General features: G+C 46.9%; 17 protein-coding genes. 10 read left to right on the forward strand and 7 right to left on the reverse strand.

What is annotated here, in order from left to right:
- Positions 1-158: 158 nt before the first annotated feature.
- The 6 genes from ACXAGP_RS10900 to ACXAGP_RS10925 all read left to right on the forward strand — a co-directional run bounded on the left by ACXAGP_RS10900 (position 159) and on the right by ACXAGP_RS10925 (position 6,949).
- Positions 159-752, forward strand: a complete 594-nt coding sequence (locus ACXAGP_RS10900) for an anthranilate synthase component II (protein ID WP_475261366.1) — start codon at positions 159-161, stop codon at positions 750-752.
- Between the two features lie 74 nt (positions 753-826).
- Positions 827-1,990 (forward strand): HDOD domain-containing protein, encoded by a 1,164-nt coding sequence (locus tag ACXAGP_RS10905; protein ID WP_475261367.1) that lies wholly within the window; start codon positions 827-829, stop codon positions 1,988-1,990.
- A 326-nt stretch (positions 1,991-2,316) separates the two neighbouring features.
- Positions 2,317-3,528 (forward strand): aspartate aminotransferase family protein, encoded by a 1,212-nt coding sequence (locus ACXAGP_RS10910; protein WP_475261368.1) that lies wholly within the window; start codon positions 2,317-2,319, stop codon positions 3,526-3,528.
- Between the two features lie 5 nt (positions 3,529-3,533).
- Positions 3,534-4,568 carry an arginine N-succinyltransferase gene (astA, locus tag ACXAGP_RS10915; RefSeq protein ID WP_475261369.1) on the forward strand — a complete coding sequence of 345 codons (1,035 nt, stop codon included), beginning with the start codon at positions 3,534-3,536 and terminating at the stop codon, positions 4,566-4,568.
- A 2-nt stretch (positions 4,569-4,570) separates the two neighbouring features.
- Positions 4,571-6,043, forward strand: coding sequence for a succinylglutamate-semialdehyde dehydrogenase (astD, locus tag ACXAGP_RS10920; RefSeq protein ID WP_475261370.1), 1,473 nt, complete (start codon positions 4,571-4,573; stop codon positions 6,041-6,043).
- 99 nt (positions 6,044-6,142) lie between these two features.
- Positions 6,143-6,949, forward strand: coding sequence for a 2-oxoadipate dioxygenase/decarboxylase family protein (locus tag ACXAGP_RS10925; RefSeq protein WP_475261371.1), 807 nt, complete (start codon positions 6,143-6,145; stop codon positions 6,947-6,949).
- A 70-nt stretch (positions 6,950-7,019) separates the two neighbouring features.
- On the opposite strand, the gene ACXAGP_RS10930 is transcribed toward ACXAGP_RS10925, so the two are convergent.
- From ACXAGP_RS10930 to ACXAGP_RS10950, 5 genes are all read right to left on the reverse strand, one after another.
- The gene (locus ACXAGP_RS10930) at positions 7,020-7,586 is read right to left on the reverse strand and encodes a lipid-binding SYLF domain-containing protein (RefSeq protein WP_475261372.1); all 567 of its coding nucleotides are present in this window, start codon (positions 7,584-7,586) and stop codon (positions 7,020-7,022) included.
- A 111-nt stretch (positions 7,587-7,697) separates the two neighbouring features.
- On the reverse strand, positions 7,698-8,102 hold the full coding sequence (locus tag ACXAGP_RS10935; protein WP_475261373.1) for an ExbD/TolR family protein: 405 nt from the start codon (positions 8,100-8,102) through the stop codon (positions 7,698-7,700).
- A 214-nt stretch (positions 8,103-8,316) separates the two neighbouring features.
- Positions 8,317-9,357: an ACP S-malonyltransferase gene (locus ACXAGP_RS10940; RefSeq protein ID WP_475261374.1), complete on the reverse strand. Its 1,041-nt coding sequence runs from the start codon at positions 9,355-9,357 to the stop codon at positions 8,317-8,319.
- Between the two features lie 16 nt (positions 9,358-9,373).
- Positions 9,374-11,608, reverse strand: coding sequence for a dehydrogenase E1 component subunit alpha/beta (locus tag ACXAGP_RS10945; RefSeq protein WP_475261551.1), 2,235 nt, complete (start codon positions 11,606-11,608; stop codon positions 9,374-9,376).
- Between the two features lie 230 nt (positions 11,609-11,838).
- Complete coding sequence (locus ACXAGP_RS10950) at positions 11,839-13,026, reverse strand: acyl-CoA dehydrogenase (protein WP_475261376.1); 1,188 nt, start codon at positions 13,024-13,026, stop codon at positions 11,839-11,841.
- A gap of 139 nt (positions 13,027-13,165) precedes the next feature.
- Here ACXAGP_RS10950 and ACXAGP_RS10955 point away from each other — a divergent pair, with 139 nt between their 5' ends.
- The 4 genes from ACXAGP_RS10955 (at position 13,166) to ACXAGP_RS10970 (ending at position 16,306) form a co-directional block, all read left to right on the forward strand.
- Entirely contained in the window at positions 13,166-13,987 is an 822-nt protein-coding gene (locus tag ACXAGP_RS10955) for a LysR family transcriptional regulator (protein ID WP_475261377.1), read from the forward strand.
- A 448-nt stretch (positions 13,988-14,435) separates the two neighbouring features.
- Positions 14,436-14,714: a peptidylprolyl isomerase gene (locus ACXAGP_RS10960; RefSeq protein ID WP_475261378.1), complete on the forward strand. Its 279-nt coding sequence runs from the start codon at positions 14,436-14,438 to the stop codon at positions 14,712-14,714.
- A 303-nt stretch (positions 14,715-15,017) separates the two neighbouring features.
- Positions 15,018-15,929 carry an SPFH domain-containing protein gene (locus ACXAGP_RS10965; protein ID WP_475261552.1) on the forward strand — a complete coding sequence of 304 codons (912 nt, stop codon included), beginning with the start codon at positions 15,018-15,020 and terminating at the stop codon, positions 15,927-15,929.
- A gap of 8 nt (positions 15,930-15,937) precedes the next feature.
- A complete protein-coding gene (locus ACXAGP_RS10970; protein ID WP_475261379.1) occupies positions 15,938-16,306 on the forward strand; it encodes a hypothetical protein in 369 nt (122 codons plus the stop codon).
- Between the two features lie 11 nt (positions 16,307-16,317).
- Here ACXAGP_RS10970 and ACXAGP_RS10975 read toward each other — a convergent pair whose 3' ends face one another.
- Both ACXAGP_RS10975 and parC read right to left on the reverse strand, forming a co-directional pair.
- Entirely contained in the window at positions 16,318-17,013 is a 696-nt protein-coding gene (locus ACXAGP_RS10975; protein ID WP_475261380.1) for an SOS response-associated peptidase family protein, read from the reverse strand.
- A gap of 3 nt (positions 17,014-17,016) precedes the next feature.
- Positions 17,017-19,326 (reverse strand): DNA topoisomerase IV subunit A, encoded by a 2,310-nt coding sequence (parC, locus tag ACXAGP_RS10980; RefSeq protein ID WP_475261381.1) that lies wholly within the window; start codon positions 19,324-19,326, stop codon positions 17,017-17,019.
- Between the last annotated feature and the right edge of the window lie 127 nt (positions 19,327-19,453).

A 19,453-nucleotide genomic window follows, 5' to 3' on the forward strand; every position in this document is an offset into this window, starting at 1 on the left:
GAATTTTGTATGAATCTGTTAACGGACAAGCTTTTTAAGCAAACTGTGAATACCTGTTACACATATTCGCTAAATCTATAGAATGTATTCCTTCGAGGCTTGATTTTATACTCTTAAACCTGTTTAATTCCGCAGTTTTGTTGGCCTGATACCCTGATATGCGAATTCTGCTGCTGGATAATTTTGATTCTTTTACTTTTAATTTAGCGCGCTATTTTGAAGAGCTGGATTGTCAGGTAGAAGTCGTGCGCAATAATCAGACAAATGTGGCTGAGGTACGAAATTCAAATCCTGATTTGATTGTGATCTCACCAGGGCCTTGTTCTCCAGATGAGGCCGGAATCTCGTTGTCCTTGGTAAATGAATTGGCTGGGAGTGTTCCCATTTTTGGTGTTTGTCTCGGACATCAGGTGATCGCACAGGCTTTTGGGTGTCAGGTAGGCCGGGCATCGAAAGTGATGCATGGCAAAGTTTCAGAAGTTACTCATAGCGGACATCAAATGTTTTGTGGAGTACCTGAAAAGTTTGCAGTTACCCGCTATCATTCATTGGTAGTAAGTGAAAAAACCATACCGGAAGAATTTGAAGTGAGTGCTGTTGTCTGTACTTCTGGTTCTGTCGCTCCGGAAGTGATGGCCATTGCTCACAAAAAGTTACCATTGTGGGGCGTTCAGTTTCATCCTGAGTCGCATTTGACTGAACATGGCCATCGGATTTTACAGAATATACTTAACTTATCGCGGGCGGTATAGACACCGGGCTGCAAGATAGTGAGCCAAGCAGGCTTCTTTGTTACAACACTTTATAGCAGATACTGAGAAACGGAATGAGCGACGCGCAAGACATTCGCACAGACATAGATAATCGATATTACCACTTGCTAATGGGCTTACAGACCGGACAAGAGGCAGCTGGCATCGAGGTGGAAGGCAAGGTCAAAGCTGAGCATTCTGAGCAGCACAATTCCAGACGCAAGTTGTTGGATGTGGAGCGCATTGCCATGCGTGATAAAGAGTTGAATCAACGCTCTAAACTGCATTATCTGGAAAACATCAGCACCATCGTACACGAGGAAGTGTGCGACAGAATGCAAAAGAAAATAGATAACATTGATGATTTAAGCCAAAACGTATTGGGCATGGATGATGGTTTAGCTGCAGTTTATGATGCCCTCGCCATTAAAGCCGCTTCGATTGCCAAGATAGAACCCACCATCGCCGCCATTCCCTGGTTGACTAAAGAGCTTATGGACCTGTCTAACAGTCCGAAATATCGAAAAACAGATAGATTAGGCAAAGTTGTGCGTTTTGAAACGTTACGCATGACTTTAAGCTTTTTCGGTATTGAAAATCTGAAGCTATTGATCCCGATGCTGACGGTACAACGTTGGATCCCTAAGGTTACCGACCCATATCCGGCCTTTAAACAAAAGCTGTGGGAGCAGGTCATTGCCACTGGCATCAGTTGTAGAAAAATTGCTGAGTTTGGTAAGGTGGATCCTTTTCATGCCTATCTGGCAGGCATGTACCATGAGCTAGGTAAAATCGCCATCACCAAAATGTTCTTTAAGTTTTTCGACAATGTGCAGCAAGAGGCCATGATGGAAGCCCATAAAGAGCAAAAGCGCGAAGAACACCTTGCCTTGCAAGACGTAAAGATCGATCCCGATGTCTGGTTGGCAATGATGTGGAATCAGTCTTATCAAATTGCTGCAAATGCCGTCCAGCACATGAGCATGAAACGCGTGCCCATTTTCCAGGGCATGCAAGAACTGGCTGATAAAACTCCTTTAATTGAACGCTCACCGCTTGGACGTGTTCTGGAACAGGGGCGCTGTTATGCCCGATTCAGGGTACTCAGAAGCTACAAATTGCTAAATATCGAAGATGCCAAGAAATACCTGATTTCTTGCCGGATGCCAAAAGGTGCAGTTGCTGCGTTGAAAGATGTTGATATGCGCCAAATCGCCTTAAGCTTTGGTGAGGATTGAGTCGGTTAACCTCTATTCGGCGATGAAAATTGACGATTTTTCAGCAAATTCTCTCTATATAGCAAAATATTCTAAAAAATAAGAATTCAGTTCTATATAAGACTCAGTTGTACATTAAAGTATCAGAATGGGCGGTTTCTGATGGTTTTTTGTAACTCTATATCGAAACTTTCACATACTTATTCAGTTTCTATGCAATTTTAGCGTAGCCCTTTAAATACAAAGGTTTGACCACCGTAATTGAGAAGACAACAGGCGGCTTTTCTGGAATAATGCTGTCTCTTTTTTCACGGTGTATTACCGAATTACTCTACAGGAGGCAATATATGAATGTGACTCGTGAAATGTTTGCTGATGTCATGGTCCCTAATTACAACCCGGCAGCAATGGTGCCTGTGCGTGGTGAAGGTTCAAAAGTCTGGGACCAGGAAGGCAACGAGTACATCGATTTTGCTGGGGGGATTGCAGTCAACGCATTGGGACATTGTCACCCGGAAATGGTTGCTGCATTAAAAGACCAGAGCGAGAAGCTTTGGCACCTAAGTAACGTGTTTACTAACGAGCCCGCTATACGTTTAGCTAAAAAGCTAACCGATGCCACATTTGCTGAGCGTGTATACTTCGCTAACTCAGGTGCGGAAGCGAACGAAGCGGCACTTAAATTGGCGCGTCGCTGGGCGTTAGATCACCACGGTGACCACAAAGACCAAATCATTTCTTTCAAACAAGGTTTCCACGGTCGTACTTTCTTCACGGTAACTGTGGGTGGCCAGGCAGCTTACTCTGATGGTTTCGGCCCTAAGCCCGGTGCCATTGAGCACGCGACTTATAACGATCTTGAAAGCCTTAAAGCTATCATGAGCGAAAAAACCTGTGCAGTAATGATGGAGCCTCTGCAAGGTGAAGGCGGGATTATCTCTCCGACTGCTGAGTTTGTTGAAGGCGTCAGAGCTTTGTGTGATCAGCACAACGCATTGTTGATTTTTGACGAAGTGCAATCAGGTGTAGGCCGCACTGGTGAGCTGTATGCCTACATGGGCTTGGGTGTAACGCCTGATATCCTGACTACGGCTAAAGCATTAGGCGGCGGCTTCCCTGTGGGGGCCATGTTGACTACTGCAAAAATCGCTGAAAGCTTAAAGCCTGGTACTCATGGTAGTACATACGGTGGTAACCCACTGGCTTGTGCGGTAGCAGAAAAAGTCTTCGACATCATCAATGACCGCGAATTACTGGATAACGTTAAGCGTAAAGAGCAATTGTTCCGCGATGGCTTAAATGCCATTAACGACAAATACCATGTATTCAGTGAAATCCGTGGTAAAGGGTTGTTGTTGGGTTGTGCACTGAACGAAGATTATGCCGGTCGTGCCAGAGATTTCCTGGTTGCCTCCACTAACACTAAGTTGATGTGTTTGGTAGCCGGTGCCAACGTTGTGCGCTTTGCGCCATCGTTAGTGATCCCTGATGAAGACATCAAAGAGGGATTGGCGCGTTTTGAGCAAGCAGTTGCTGCAGTGGTTAACGGCCAGGAATAAGTCCTATGGTGATCATTCGTCCTATTACCTCAGATGATTTTCAGGCGCTCTATGAGATTGCCGAAGAGTCCGGTATTGGTTTTACGTCATTACCGGTAAACGAGGAAATTATTCGCAAGCGCATAGAACACGCCGAAGCTTCCTTTGCCAAAGAGGTAAGCAAGCCTGGCGTGGAAGATTATCTGTTTGTAATGGAAGATCCTGAAACCGGGCGTGTTTTAGGCACAAGTGGCATTGAAGCAGCAGTGGGTATGGACAATACCTTCTACTGCTATCACTTGGGCAAGGTCATCCACGCTTCCAGAGAGTTAAACATCCGCAATGAAGTGGGCACGCTAACTCTGTGTAACGATTACACCGGTGCTTCGGAAATCTGTACATTGTTTTTGCGTGAAGATGCCCGCAAAGGAGCCAACGGACGCTTCTTGTCGAAGTTTCGCTTTTTGTTTATCGCGGAACACCGTCAACGTTTTTCCGATACTATAATTGCGGAAATGCGTGGCGTCAGCGATGAAGATGGTAACTCACCTTTCTGGCAATGGTTGGAAGAGCACTTTTTCTCGATGGATTTCCCCACTGCGGATTATCTCACTGGCATCGGCCAGAAGGTGTTTATTGCTGAGTTGATGCCCAAGTACCCCATTTATGTGAATCTGCTGAGCAAAGAAGCACAGGCCGTTATCGGTCAGGTACATGAAAAAACCAAACCGGCACTTAACTTGCTGTTGAGTGAAGGATTCAGCAAAGGCGGGTACGTGGATATCTTTGACGGCGGTCCAACTGTAGAAGCGAATGTTAATTACATTCGCACGGCGCAGGCCAGCCGCAACTTACCGATTGAAATTGACAGCACTTTGAGTGGCGAAAAAGACAGTCACTTCGTTATCAACACCCAGGTTAAAGACTTCCGCGGTGTGATGACAGCTGTCAAAGTCAATGAAGAAAAAGACGTTGCCCGAATCTCACCTGAAGCAGCCAAGGCGTTAAACGTGAGCGCAGGTGAGCACATTCGTTTTGCTCCGATACATTTAGGAGAATAAGTATGTCTGAACAAATACATTACATTGGCGGCCAATGGGTTGCTGGTGAAGGCCACGGAGTGAATTCTGTGGATCCGGCTAAAAAGCAGGAAATCTGGAAAGGCAGCGCTGCCAGCAGTGCACAGGTAGATGCAGCTGTCGCAGCAGCTCGCAATGCATTCCAGAGCTGGCAACACGTGAGTTTTGATGAGCGTGTCGCTATTGTCGAAAAGTTTGCCGCTTTGTTAGGCGAGCACAAAGCCCGTCTGGCAAAAGTGATCGCAATGGAAACTGGTAAGCCTGAATGGGAAACTGCCACAGAAGTGGGCGCCATGATGGGTAAAGCTGCGATTTCCATTAAAGCCTACAACGAGCGCACCGGTACGGTAGAAAATGCCATGCCTTTGGGCAAAGCCTTTATTCGCCACAAACCTCATGGTGTGGTTGCGGTGTTTGGCCCGTATAACTTCCCCGGTCACTTGCCAAATGGTCATATTATCCCGGCCTTATTGGCAGGTAATACTGTGGTATTCAAACCCAGTGATTTAACGCCAATGGTAGCGGAAGAAACCGTAAAACTGTGGCAAGAGGCAGGGTTACCTGCAGGTGTGGTTAACTTGATCCAGGGCCATGTTGAGACAGGCAAGGCGCTTGCTTCTCACAATGGTATCGACGGCCTGTTTTTCACTGGTAGTTCCCGTACAGGTAAGCTGTTGCACGAACAATTTGCCGGTCATCCGGGCAAGATTCTGGCGCTGGAAATGGGTGGCAATAATCCGCTTATCGTGAAAGACGTAACAGATATTGATGCCGTTGTGCATGATATCGTGCAGTCTGCTTTTATCACCAGCGGACAGCGCTGTACTTGTGCGCGTAAACTGTTTTTACAAAACGGTGCGCAAGGCGATGCCATTTTAGCGCGCTTGATTGAAGTAACGCGTAACATCAGCGTGGGTCATTACGACGCAGCTGAGCAGCCCTTCATGGGCGCCATGGTGTCTGCTCAAGCCGCTAGCATGATGGTACAAGCACAACAGCAGTTATTGGAATTGGGTGCTACCTCCCTGGTGGAACTGACTCACACTGATACTGACAGTGGCTTTGTTACCCCGGGTATTGTTGATGTTACTTCGATTATCGACACTATGCCTGATGAAGAGCATTTCGGGCCACTGCTCAAAGTGGTGCGCTATGATGATTTTGACGTTGCCATTGACCATGCAAACAATACCTCCTTTGGTTTGTCTGCGGGCTTGTTGGCGGATAGTGAAGCGGATTATCAGCACTTCTTTAGCCGTATACGCGCCGGTATCGTTAACTGGAACCGACCTATCACTGGGGCCAGCAGTGCCGCACCTTTCGGTGGTATTGGTGACAGCGGTAATCACCGCGCTAGCGCTTATTATGCTGCAGACTATTGTGCCTATCCGGTAGCATCAGTGGAATTAGAAAAAGTCGCTATGCCTGGAACCTTAAGTCCAGGTCTCAAATTCTAAAAGTCTGATTTAAAATACATTTTACTAAAGTTATGCCCATCGCTTCGGCGATGGGCCTTTTCTTGTTGTTTGTGATTTGGAAGTTGTTTAAGAACCACTATGAATAAACTCGATACCCTATTTGCCAACCTTTGGCAGGACTACATAAATATCACCCCTTCTGCCCATAAAATCCATGATCTGTTGGGCATGCATGGCGAAATTGTTAACGATCATATCGCGTTGCGTACCTTTAACCTGGAAAAAGTGAACCTGGATAAGATCTCGGCTCACTTCACCAACTTGGGCTACGAAGAAAAAGGTCAATACACCTTTGAACAGAAAAAGTTGCGCGCTAAACACTTTGAGCACCCAGAGGCTAATCGCCCTAAAGTATTCATCAGTGAATTACTGGTAGAGGAGTTTTCCGAGCAGTTACAAGCCACGGTGCAATCCATGGTGGAGCAAATTGATGAAGCAGCTGTTGCGGCTGAAGGATTTGTTTATTCTGGTGTCCATTGGCAAATTAGTAGTGAGCAATATGACGCGCTGCTACAAGAGTCTGAATATGCGGCCTGGATGGCAGCGTGGGGATTCCGTGCCAATCATTTCACGGTAAGCTCTAACCATCTTGATGCCTTAAATCAATTGGTAGACATCAACGATACCTTGAAAAATGCAGGCTTTGAACTCAACACTTCTGGTGGCGAGATCAAAGGTGGCGAAGAGGTGCTGTTAGCACAGTCTTCCACTATGGCCGACAAAGTACCGGTTAAATTCAGCGATATCGAGCGTGTTATCCCAAGCTGTTTTTATGAATTTGCGCAGCGCTATCCCATGTCAAATGGTCAGCTGTATCAAGGTTTTGTCGCAGCATCTGCTGATAAGATCTTTGAAAGCACCAATGCTCGTAAGTTAGATTCGTAATAGCGTTTCTGATGAATATCCAAGGCGACCCCATTCTGGCGTGTCGCCTTTTTGTTTTTTAGAGCCCCGATTAGTTTAAGTCCCCATCCACCCAGAATTTAGTACCCTTGATAGTTGCCTGAAAAGCCAGACCTGCCTCTGTAAAAGTGTAAACCGTAACATCACCATAATAGGCTTCGCCTTCTACTGAGCCGCCCTTATCGCCTGCTTTCGCTGCCGCATCAGCATTGCCACCGAAGGTCCAGCCAGAATCGATAAAGCGGTTAAGAGCTCCCTCGTTGTGGAACACCATTACGATGCGGTAGTCTTTAGCGCCAAAACCCAGTCCAACACCACCTTCTGCCATATTCATATAGGTATGAACTCCTGTCCGCATGTTTTTAGCCACACCGTAACCGCCGCCAGCTGCCACAAAGATGATGTTGATATTGGCATTAGAAAACACGGCATAACCTGCTGCAGAGTTTATCTGGCTGCGCGTGTCAGGTTTTTCTTTGAATAGCTGAGTCATCACCTGGTCTTTCATTTGCAATACTTTTTGCCGTTTTTCGGCCACTGTACCCTCCGAGGAAGTGGCAGCACAGCCAGCTAGCATCGTTAAAAGTAGTACCAACACCAGATTTCGTAAAATAATCATAATGACTCCTTAGTTGTGTCGTACCAACTTTAGCAGCGCTCCGGGTAAGTCTCGAATTTAAGACATAAAAAAAGCCCCCATTTGGGAGCTTCTTCACAAGATTTGTTTATCTTATTCGCCGTCAACGGCCACCGATAAAGTACCAATGCCAGCTTCGGCTGCCTGGTCTAGTACGCGTACTACGATACCGTGTGGTGCACCTTTAGCTGCTTTAACAACTGCAACATCGGTCTCAACTTCTGCCAGGTAGTTCTGAATGTTAGCGTTAACACGCTCGATATCTACCAAGCGGTTATTCATATAAATCTGACCTGTTTCGGTGATCAGTATGCTTACCGCATCAGATTTAGTTTGATTCTGCTGTTGATTATCTTTAGGGCGCTGAACCTCTAAGCCTTTCTCTTTCACAAATGAGGTTGTTACGATAAAGAAAATCAACATGATGAATACGATATCCAACATGGGTGTCATGTCGATATCAGCTTCGTCTTCTACTGTTTTATGCTTCTTGGCCATTTAATTACTCCGTATCCGCTCATTTGGGAAATACATTCGATACGATTTGTGTCGCTATCATTATCATTGTAGACACATCATTCGCCACTCAGTGGCGGAAGACTTCCAACTATAGCCTGGTAAGTCTTTAGCTGCTATTAAAAATACATGCTTCCCACAAAAAATAAACCGTTTTGTAACAAAAATCATGTGCTTGCTGAATTTATAGACAATATTAGCAGACTATTTTTCGCTGCGCTTCCATGCCCATGGCTAAAATTACCGGATCCGCTTTTTGTCTTTCAATAAAGCTGGCCTTATCGGTTAAATCGTACCAGTTATGGGTGATGAGCGTTTGGGCTAAGGCTCCGCCTAATGTGGCTCCCGGTCCAGTGATAATCAAAGCATCAGGCGCAAACTCTTTGATACTCACCTCAATGGCTTTGCTGAAGTTATAAGTTTCCCGAACCTGAGTGCCCAAGGTGTAATCGTATAAGTCTGAAACTTCTGTACTGTGGGGTTGCCAGATAGTGCCTTCACCATCGATCAAAGGAATGTCAGGAGCGCCAAACAGATTCTTACTTAACTGCTGTTGCCCTTTGTTGGCAATGTCATTCATCATCGGTGTATGAAAGGCCGCATGATTGAATAAGCGCATCGGGTAGCGATTCTCCAATTCCGGTAGATGCTGAGCAAGTGCCTTAAGCGCTGCTTCATTACCGCCAAATACCATGTAACCACCCAGCAGAATAGATGCATAAAGTTCGCACTCTGCTTGCTGATTGATCACTTCGACGGCGTTTAGAACCAAAGCGAAACGTTCAGGGCAATGTTGCCAGTTATCGTTGACGATGGGGTAAATCGCCTGGCCACCTATCAAACCATTGGTCATCATAGATCCCATGGTATTGATAAGCATAGCGCCACTTTCGTGACTTAAAGCACCCGCAACCGCACAGGCGATATACCAGCCCATGGAGTTACCGGTGACGGCAACGATGTCGTACTCATCGCGATTGATATCCAAAAAGTCTCCGCGAGCGCAAGCGTAGATTAGCGATGAGGCGTTTTCACCGGCTGTGTGTTGGCGCATGTTGTACTTTTCAGCGGCATCCAATTCGGCAATGGAGAGCTGGTTGCGGGCTTTTCTATCGGCATCAATCACATCAATCATGGCTTGTTTGTCGCCGTGGTATTTAGCCAGATAGCCAAGTTCTTCTTTGTTGTAAGTGCCGCGACCCGGACAGATCACGACCGCGCGTTTTTTATTAGTCATGTGGTTTACTATCCTGTCAGGAAACTTGTTTTAAAGGTGCACTGTTGTTCACCAGCGCCATTGCTGCTGCAACGATACCCTGTTTATCAGGCAATACTTCATAGGAGGCACTGCCAAGAGGGATGAAGCTATCATCAGCCACCACACGAGCCACTTTTTCAGTGAGCTGATATTGTTCTCTGGCTTCCTGCAGTGCCGTGATAATCTCTTCACTGATGGAGCCTGTTTTACGGCATTCATCCACCACCAGAATATGCTCACAATCGGCGACGGCTTCAATAATGGCTTGCATGTTAAGCGGGGCTAACCAGCGAATGTCGATAATCCGAGTCTCAATGCCTTGCTCAGCAAGCTGTTTTTCTGCCTGGCGCGACAGGTAATATCCATTGCCATAGGAGATGATGCCCAGCTTTTTACCTGTGCCGAATACACCAGGCTTGCCCATTGGTGTTTCAATCGCCTGTTCCGGCGCCGGATATTCAAAAGTCCAGAGTCCATCACCGTCTTCGTGCAGGTCTTTGCGCATATACATGGCGATGGGCTCCAGGAAGATAACAACGCGTTGCTCTTCTTGGGCCAATCGCACTGACTCCCGCAGCATGTGGGCTGCATCTTCGCCGTTAGAAGGGCAGGCCACGATGAGGCCTGGAATGTCTCGAAATACGGCGAATGAGTTGTCATTGTGAAAATGACCGCCGAAGCCTTTTTGATAAGCCAGCCCGGCAATACGGATCACCATGGGGTTGGTGAACTGACCATTAGAGAAAAACGGCAAGGTGGCGGCTTCTCCTCTGATTTGGTCTTCGGCATTGTGCACATAGGCGAGGAATTGGATTTCCGGTATGGGCAAGATGCCATTGTGTGCCATACCGATAGCCAAACCGAGAATCGACTGTTCGTCTAGTAAGGTATTAATAACACGAGAATTACCAAACTTTTCTACAAGTTTACTGGTGACACTATAGACACCGCCTTTACGACCAATATCTTCGCCACAAAGCACAATGTTACTTTGCTGGTTCATCAAATCCATTAAGGTCCAGTTGATGATTTTGGCAAGATGCTGTTTTTTACTCAGGTTGTGTTTTTCGTGTTTAAATAGTTGTTCTCGTGGCTGAGATTCTGTGAACACGGGCACCGCTCGCTTATCCGGTACTAAAGAGTCCTTCACCTGCTCAGCCGAAGTTAATCGCGGCCGATTACCGGCACGTTCTGCGATGGCTTCAATCCGCGCTTTCAGTGAAAGGTACAGGTTGCTGATTTGCTCAGCGGATAAAATCCCGTTCTCAGTTAATAGACGGGCGCTGTGCAATAGCGGATCCTGATGTTCAATAGCATCAATTTCTGCACCTTTGCGATAGGAGAATTCACTGTCGGAACCGGCGTGCCCCAATAACCTGACGGTGTGAAAGTGCAAAAATACCGGCTTGCGTTTTTCGCGGGCAATTCTCACCGCTTCGCAGGCTTTTGCGTATGTATCTGTCAGGCTCAAGCCATCACATTCAATGTAGGTGAGACCGGGTCTTTGGCTAAAGTTGGCTTTTATCCAACCGCCCGGCGTCGGGGTAGAAATACCAATACCATTGTCTTCGCACACAAATACGATGGGCATAGGAATGGACTGAAATGCTGCCCAGCAAGTGGCATTAATCGCTCCTTGTGCCGTAGAGTGATTGGCTGACGCATCACCAAAGTTACACAAGATCACACCATCGTCTTGCAGCGGGCCTTCCAGTTGTAGTTTGCGTTTCAGAGCAATGCTAAATGCCGCGCCAGACGCTTTGGGTAAATGGGAAGCGATGGTACTGGTTTGTGGCGGGATAAACAGGCTCTTACTACCCAGCACTTTGTGTCTTCCACCGGAGGTGGGATCTTCACTGGAGGCAGCAAAAGACAATAGCATGTCGTATAACGGTGTTTGTCCTTTCACTTGCTTGGCACGCTGCACCATAAAAGCGCCACTGCGATAGTGCAAAAACGCCATATCATCATGGCGAAAGGCTTTGCCATAAGCGGCATTGCCCTCATGGCCCGCGCTGCCAATGGTGTAAAAGCTCTTGCCTTGCTTTTGCATTTTTCGGGATTGTAAATCCAGCAAGCGGCTCATGATTTGAGTTTCGAATAAGTCTACCAAGGCTTCATTTGACAGGCCTGATTCGGCAATACTGGTGTGGGAACGGGCAGTGGGGTACTGACCCTGTTTGACGGCATCGAAAAACTTGTCTTCGATTAACTGATTGCGATCCAACATCTTAATAGGCTCATTTTCGGGATGAATTGTCTCGTGGATGATGTTTTGAGCCTCAGGTGACAAGGGTTGCTGTTACCATCCGGCTCTGTCGTTAGGTGCAGATTTTTTTCTGCTTATTATTTTTTTGTGCCGAGAGTTAAAGGATTGCCCGGCACAAGCCGGGCGGGCACAGCGTTCAGGCTTTATTATTATTATTGCCTGACGTTCTTAACTCGTTGCATTGTTTGGTGTTAGCCTGCGAAAGCTTGTAATCCGGTTTGTGCTCTACCCAGGATCAGCGCGTGCACATCATGGGTACCTTCATAAGTATTTACTGCTTCCAGATTCATCACGTGACGGATAACGTGGAATTCATCGGCGATACCATTACCGCCATGCATGTCACGGGCAACTCGCGCGATATCCAGGGCTTTGCCACAAGAATTGCGCTTGATAAGGGAGATGGCTTCAGGCGCAAGTTTGTTTTGGTCCATCAGGCGTCCTGCCATTAAACAAGCGCTTAAGCCAGTAGTTATTTCAGTTTGCATGTCCGCCAGTTTTTTCTGGATAAGCTGGGTGGCAGCCAGTGGGCGGCCAAATTGCTCTCTGTCCAGGGTATATTGACGTGCTGCATGCCAGCAAAATTCTGCAGCTCCTAACGCGCCCCACGCGATACCATAGCGAGCTTTGTTCAGGCAGCCGAAGGGGCCTTTAATACCTTCTACATTAGGCATCAGGTTTTCTTCTGGAACAAATACACCGTCCATCACAATTTCACCAGTAATGGAGGCTCTTAAAGAGAATTTACCCTCAATTTTGGGGGCAGACAGACCTTCCATACCTTTTTCAAGGATAAAGCCACGTACTACACCGTCGAGTTTGCCCCAAACCACAAATACATCAGCAATCGGGGAGTTAGTGATCCACATCTTGGTGCCTGTTAAACGGTAACCACCGTCTACTTTTTCTGCTCTTGTGGCCATACTGGCAGGATCGGAACCTGAATTAGGTTCAGTTAAGCCAAAACAGCCTACCCATTCACCGCTGGCCAGCTTGGGCAGGTATTTATCCCGCTGAGCTTCTGAGCCGTAAGTATAAATGGGGTACATCACTAAGGATGATTGCACACTCATGGCACTGCGGTATCCAGAGTCCACACGTTCTACTTCACGGGCAATAAGGCCGTAAGCAACATTATTAACTTCGGCGCAGCCATACTTTTCTGGAAGAGTGCAGCCCAATAAGCCTAACTCACCCAATTCGTTCATAATTTCACGGTCAAAGTGTTCGTGGCGGTTGGCCTCAAGCACTCTGGGCATCAAGCGTTCCTGACAGTACTGGTGAGCGCTGTCGCGAATTAAGCGCTCGTCTTCCTCCAGAAAAGAATCTAATAACAACGGATCTTCCCAACTAAATGCAACTTTGCTTGACGAACTCATGGTATATCTCAGTGATGTAATCAAAATGTTAATGGGCGCTAGTGTAAGCCGAAAGTAAGATAAATAAAAAATATATTTTATTGAGGTTTGATATAGGTAAAATCTATATCAAGAGCCCTTGATTGTATAAGAGAAAACCATGGACCTACGTGCATTGCGCTATTTTGTGGCGGTAAAAGAATCCGGTAGCATTAGTGGCGCTGCCAGGCGTTGTTACGTGGCGCAGCCTTCCATTTCCTCCTCCTTGAAACAGCTAGAAGATACGGTTGGAAAATCGCTTTTCAGTCGGCATACCCGGGGAATGAAAGCGACAGAAGCGGGAGAACAACTTTACCCTTTGGCCAAACAACTATTAGGCCAGGCTAGTGCGATTGAGGAACTGTTTAAAACGGAAACTCGCAAGCTCCCCTTCCGTTTGGGGGTGGTAAGAGGGCTTGGTGTGCAGCGTATGAGTCAGATTTTGCAAAAATTTACTGCTGAAAACCCCGGGATTGAACTAACTCTGGTGCCGCCGGAAGAGGAATGCGACGCCAGGATTATCAACGAAACCGGATTGAACTCTGGTGAGCAATCACAGTTTATGTGGCAGGAAACTTTTCAGATTGCTCTACCTGCAGGCCATCCGCTTACCCTCAGAAAAGAGTTGTTATTAGCTGACTTGCACGGCCTGGCTTTTATTCAACGGCTGCCTTGTGATGCCGGCCTGGCGTTACAAAACAAACTTAACAGTTCCGGTTATAAAGTGGATATCCGGGCGCGTATTCAAACAATCGAATATGCCATTGGCCTGGTGAAGGCTGGTGTAGGTTGTGCTCTGTTACCCAACTACAAAGAAATTCTTGCGGACACGGAGATGCAATTTCGACAGATTAAAGAGGAACCTTTCTCAAGACATATCGTATTAGCCTGGCAACAAGACTCGGATATAGTGAGTTCCCTGGCGGAGATAGCGCAAGGTTGATGTGAATTGATATCTTTTTTTGACTTCAATGTAGCCTGACAGACGCCATCCATGGCTTTTCTGAACCAAATCCCTTTGGTCCACATACCATTTCTTTTTGCCAAAAAGAAACCGTATGCGAAAGAAAAAGGCTCCCCGCATTACGCTTAATCCATTGAAAAACTGCAAGTTTCCGTCGTCACGATGCGCGTCCATGCTTAGGCGTGACTTGATTTTCATCCCTGAAAATCACCGGAAACTTGCTTAAAGTTTTTCAATGGCGCTTCATGAGGGGAAATAGGGTGGTTTAATAACTTCCATGCGAGACGAAAAAATTAGACTTCGTTAGCACTTTCGATTGAATGGCTATAAAGATTGTGAACGGTCAGGCTTACTCAATTCACACAATTGACTACAACCCTCTGATTTACCTTTATACTTTACAAAAACGTAATCAAAAGAGAATCTCATGCCAAGAGCGAGTGCCTATCATATTTTGGTAAAGACCAAACAAGAAGCTGAAAAGCTTAAGCAGCAATTGAGCAATGGTGCTAACTTCCAGCAGTTAGCCAAAAAGCATTCACTCTGCCCCTCCCGTAAACGCGGAGGCGATTTAGGTGAGTTTAATCGTGGAGATATGGTTAAAGCTTTTGACGATGTTGTGTTCAAAAAAGCCTTGTTAGAAGTGCATGGCCCGGTAAAAACCAAATTTGGCTTTCACTTAATTAAGACTGTCTATCGCAGTTAGCTTTTTTAAGATACTTTAGATGCTAAGGCACTTGAGGCGTAACTTTCGCACTCAAAAACACTGGAAGGTTAGTTTCATTCAGATTAGGTTTAGGTTAACTGGATATACTACACAGTATAGAAATCTCCAGTTTCTATTGTTCCTGTAGAAAGTTCCTTGATATCTTTCCTTTATACGCAGAGTTGCTTTCCCAACTCTGCATTTTTTTATTCTGTTTATCTTATCATTCATTACTCATTGCACATCCTCACAAAGGTGTTATTTTTAGCCTTCAACACTGAAATTTAAATAGGGATGCGCGTGATGAAGGTATTGATGTTAAGAGTCGTGGTCGTAACTAGTGCAATGTTACTGCTGGCGGGGTGCAGTTTATTTGGCGAAAAGGTGCAGGTTCCGCCGGCCCACATTGGCAAAGTGCTAACCAAAGATGGCTATAAAAAAGATAACTATGGTCCGTCTCGTTTTCGTTTAGACGCCTGTTTCGCTTATTGTGATTCCTTAGTATTGTTGGAAACTTCCGACCAGCCGGTTACTGAGCGATTTGCCTTGTTCATGCCCAAAGATCAACTGAATATGGGCTTTGATTTACGTATGACGGTAAGCGTGGATGATGCTCAAATTGATAATATCTATAAACGCGTTCCTGCAGAAAGGGGACTAATTTCTTTTAACAAGATTTATGTTACCTACGCCCAACCCATCATTCGAGATGTCGCTCGTCAGATAATGGCGAAATATACAATTAACGAAGTGGCCAGTTCGCGTGAGCGATTGAGCGCAGAGTTGCAAAATGCCATTGGTGAAGCGCTTAAGGCCGCGCCGCTCAAGCTGAAACGATTAGGTTTGGCCGATGTGCAATTCCCGGAAATCATCACCAAAGCGAAGGAACAGGCAGCTGAGCGCAGGGAGCAAATCGAACGGGAAAAAGCCCAGTTTGAAATCCAAAAGATTCAGCAAGAGCGCGAGTTGGCGCAGGCGCAAATGCAGCGTGCTATCGACCGTGAAAAAGCCGAAGCCACCAAAGAAGTGAATGAAATTTTGGCCAAGTCAGTGACGGATAAATATCTGTCGTATCGCTCTTTAGAGGTTCTGGAGAAAATGGCAAGTTCCAAAAATAAAGTGTTTGTACCTGTCGAGGCGTTAGGATCTTTGGGTTTGCAACAGGCTATCTTCGCCGACCAGGTTAAACAAACCGCGAAAAGTAAAAAGAATTAGGGGGGACTATGGATTCGATTATTGAAGCCATTCCGGAAATTGCGATTGCCGGTATTGTTGCAGGCCTGTTTTATTTTCTCAGTAAAGATAAGCTCAGTATCAGTGCCCGCAATAAATCGATGGTGGTCTTTGCGGCACTAGTGACTGTGTGGCTGATAATGTTAGCCCAAAGTGGTTCGGTGCCAGAGCAATTGCAGGTAGAGGAAAAGTCGCCCGATTATCAACAGCCATTGGCGGAGTTACAGGACACCTCGCCTGAGACGTTAACTGCAGAGGAGTCCAGTGAACGGCTTGCTGAGTTGAGGGAGCAGCAGAAACAAGGCACATCATTAGAAGGCGAGGAAACCAAGGAAGAGAGTGACGATAGTCAGCCCTAATATGTGACGAGTTAATCCGTCGAGATTATAAAAGGCTCGCCCAGGGTGTCGTCAAATTTACTGGGTTTACTGATTTGTTGCGTCTGTAAATCCTGGTAAATGCTCGGCTGCAATAACGGCTCAAATTGCTCTACGTTCTGATTGCCTTCATCCAGCCATGCGGCAATAAGCTTGTCGTCCTGAGGGAACATCATGGGAGTCGATTTGGAATGAATATTTTGCAGCTTAGGGTGCGGCGGCAAGGTGATTACTGAGCAAGATGTGATGCTTTCCCCGGTGCTGGAATGACGCCATTCTTTGCACAAACCCGCCATCAGTAAGGCTCCTTCTTTGGCCTGCATATCATGACAGTGCAGCAATTTCCCTGACTTGTATTCCGACTCGCCAAAGCCCTTTACTGGAATGAGAATTCGGCTTTGACGAAAAGGTCGATAGCCTGCTTTGCGGGGATTGTTCAGGCTGTCGTAACGGGTATTGATACTGGTGTATCGTGAAGGCTTGAATCCTGTTTCAGTTGGCTCCAGTAGTAACCACCAGATAGCATTTTCCATAATGCGCTTGCCGTTTTTCTGCCGCACAATGGATACTTTGCTGGCAGCGCCAATGTAGCGCTGATAAATTTGTGGCTCGTACCCAAGTTCAATATCCAGGGCGTCGCATAAAGCTCGGACACCTGGGTCATCGGTAACGTTGAGTCGACCACACATGGTTTACTCCTCGCTGGAAGGGGGAACTTCTGCTGGAAGCTCGGGCGCTTGCGTCGTGCTTGGCAGTTCGATTGCAACTTCATCCACTCGCTGTAGTCCACGTGGCAACTTGTTACCACGGCGACCACGCTCACCGCGATAATGCTCTAAGTCTTTTGAACTGAGCGTCATGGAGCGTTTTCCAGCTGTCACTTTTACCGAAGCGCCATCTGGAACTACTTCAAGGATACTGACATATTCCTCTCTGGATTGTGCTCTGGCAGAAGGAATGCTGATGATCTTATTGCCTTTCCCTTTGCCTAAACTGGGCAGATCTTTAAGTGGGAATAGCAGTAAGCGGCCTTCGTTTGAGATGGCCATACACCAGTCGGTTTCCAGGTTGTGCACTCGTCCTGGTCGCATGGCTTTCGCCCCGGTTGGCAGTGACAGATAGGCTTTACCGGCCTTGGCTTTGCTCAACATATCAGTGAATTGCCCTACAAAACCGTAACCGGCATCGGAGGATATCAGGAATTTCTGACTGTCTTCCGCCATGATGGCGTGTTCGAAGCTTTCACCTGCCACCACAGAAAAGCGCCCGGTGAGTGGTTCACCCTGACTTCGTGCCGAGGGTAAACTGTGAGCATCACAGGAAAAGGCGCGTCCGGAAGTATCCATAAACACTACCTGCTGATTGCTGCGACCTTTGGCGCTGCTTAAGAATTTATCTCCGGCTTTATAACTCAAGCCCACAACGTCAACATCATGGCCCTTGGCACAGCGAGCCCAACCTTTTTCTGACAGTACCACGGTAACCGCTTCTGAAGGCACCAGCTCTTTCTCAGACAGGGCTTTAGCTTCTCCTCGCTCAACGATGGGGGAGCGACGTTCATCACCGTATTTTTCGGCATCTGCCAGGATCTCTTTTTTGATCAGCGTTTTCAAACGGCGATCTGAGCTGAGCAATTGTTCCAGCTTTTCGCGTTCGGCATTCAGCTCATCTTGTTCGCCCTTGATTTTCATTTCTTCCAGTTTGGCAAGATGGCGTAGTTTTAATTCCAAGATGGCTTCGGCTTGGGTATCAGTAAGCGCGAAGCGTTTCATCAATTCTTGTTTTGGCTCATCTTCATAGCGGATGATGCGGATCACTTCGTCAATATTTAAGAAAGCAATCAGCAAACCTTCCAAAATGTGCAAGCGCGCCAGCACTTTATCCAAACGATATTGCAGACGACGAGTTACCGTTGCTTTGCGGTACTCCAGCCACTCTCTGAGGATCATGACCAGCGTTTTCACCTGAGGACGTCCGTCCAGGCCGATCATGTTGAGGTTAACACGATAGTTTTTCTCAAGATCGGTGGTGGCAAACAGGTGCTGCATCATTTGTTCAACGTCTACGCGATTTGAGCGAGGCGTCAATACCAGGCGTACCGGATTTTCGTGGTCTGATTCGTCCCGTAAGTCGCTCACCATGGGCAGCTTTTTAGCGGTCATCTGCGCGGCAATTTGTTCCAGCACTTTTGCGCCTGAGGCTTGATGAGGCAAAGCAGTTATAACGACATCGCCGTTATCCTCGTGAAAAACCGCGCGCATCTTGATAGAGCCCTTGCCCGTTTCATACAGCTTGCGAATATCGTCTTTGGGAGTAATGATTTCGGCTTCAGTGGGGTAATCGGGGCCCTGTACAAATTCCATCAATTCACTGAGCTCAGCTTTACTGTTATCCAGTAAATGGGCGCAGGCGTTGGCCAGTTCCCGCACATTGTGCGGTGGAATATCTGTGGCCATGCCCACTGCAATACCAGTAACGCCATTGAGCAATATGTGGGGTAATCGAGCCGGTAATACTTTGGGTTCTTTCAAGGTGCCGTCAAAGTTGGGTTGCCAGTCAACAGTGCCTTGCCCTAATTCTTGCAACAATACCTCACTAAAGCGGGATAGTCTGGCTTCGGTGTAACGCATTGCGGCAAAGGATTTGGGATCATCTGGCGCACCCCAGTTCCCCTGACCATCCACCAAGGGGTAGCGGTAAGAAAAGGGTTGTGCCATCAGCACCATGGCTTCATAACAAGCTGAATCGCCATGAGGGTGGAACTTACCTAATACGTCACCCACAGTACGGGCTGATTTTTTGTATTTGGCATTATTACTCAAACCCAAGTCTGACATGGCGTATACAATTCGCCGCTGCACGGGTTTTAAGCCATCTCCTATGTGGGGCAAAGCCCTGTCCATGATCACGTACATGGAATAGTTCAGGTAAGCATCTTCGGCAAAACGTCGAATCGGTAGTTGCTCTACACCGTCTTGGGAAATTGTAATGTCGTCGTTCATGAAATCCGGCTTGTTATTCTTGTTAGGGTTAAATTACCTGGCTTTGAGAGCCTCGCCTTTTCTGGCGCCGCCATTGCCAATACTCGATGTTACTTTTGGTGGCTGACTCTGTAAATGGCATCTGCAA

It is taken from the genome of Planctobacterium sp. AWM4_229 (genome assembly GCF_056160305.1).

Coding starts and splice junctions, on each gene's coding strand:
- ACXAGP_RS10900 (WP_475261366.1), top strand. CDS start 159: ATGCGAATTCTGCTGCTGGATAATTTTGATTCTTTTACTTTTAATTTA.
- ACXAGP_RS10905 (WP_475261367.1), top strand. CDS start 827: ATGAGCGACGCGCAAGACATTCGCACAGACATAGATAATCGATATTAC.
- ACXAGP_RS10910 (WP_475261368.1), top strand. CDS start 2,317: ATGAATGTGACTCGTGAAATGTTTGCTGATGTCATGGTCCCTAATTAC.
- astA (WP_475261369.1), top strand. CDS start 3,534: ATGGTGATCATTCGTCCTATTACCTCAGATGATTTTCAGGCGCTCTAT.
- astD (WP_475261370.1), top strand. CDS start 4,571: ATGTCTGAACAAATACATTACATTGGCGGCCAATGGGTTGCTGGTGAA.
- ACXAGP_RS10925 (WP_475261371.1), top strand. CDS start 6,143: ATGAATAAACTCGATACCCTATTTGCCAACCTTTGGCAGGACTACATA.
- ACXAGP_RS10930 (WP_475261372.1), bottom strand. CDS start 7,586: ATGATTATTTTACGAAATCTGGTGTTGGTACTACTTTTAACGATGCTA.
- ACXAGP_RS10935 (WP_475261373.1), bottom strand. CDS start 8,102: ATGGCCAAGAAGCATAAAACAGTAGAAGACGAAGCTGATATCGACATG.
- ACXAGP_RS10940 (WP_475261374.1), bottom strand. CDS start 9,357: ATGACTAATAAAAAACGCGCGGTCGTGATCTGTCCGGGTCGCGGCACT.
- ACXAGP_RS10945 (WP_475261551.1), bottom strand. CDS start 11,608: ATGTTGGATCGCAATCAGTTAATCGAAGACAAGTTTTTCGATGCCGTC.
- ACXAGP_RS10950 (WP_475261376.1), bottom strand. CDS start 13,026: ATGAGTTCGTCAAGCAAAGTTGCATTTAGTTGGGAAGATCCGTTGTTA.
- ACXAGP_RS10955 (WP_475261377.1), top strand. CDS start 13,166: ATGGACCTACGTGCATTGCGCTATTTTGTGGCGGTAAAAGAATCCGGT.
- ACXAGP_RS10960 (WP_475261378.1), top strand. CDS start 14,436: ATGCCAAGAGCGAGTGCCTATCATATTTTGGTAAAGACCAAACAAGAA.
- ACXAGP_RS10965 (WP_475261552.1), top strand. CDS start 15,018: ATGAAGGTATTGATGTTAAGAGTCGTGGTCGTAACTAGTGCAATGTTA.
- ACXAGP_RS10970 (WP_475261379.1), top strand. CDS start 15,938: ATGGATTCGATTATTGAAGCCATTCCGGAAATTGCGATTGCCGGTATT.
- ACXAGP_RS10975 (WP_475261380.1), bottom strand. CDS start 17,013: ATGTGTGGTCGACTCAACGTTACCGATGACCCAGGTGTCCGAGCTTTA.
- parC (WP_475261381.1), bottom strand. CDS start 19,326: ATGAACGACGACATTACAATTTCCCAAGACGGTGTAGAGCAACTACCG.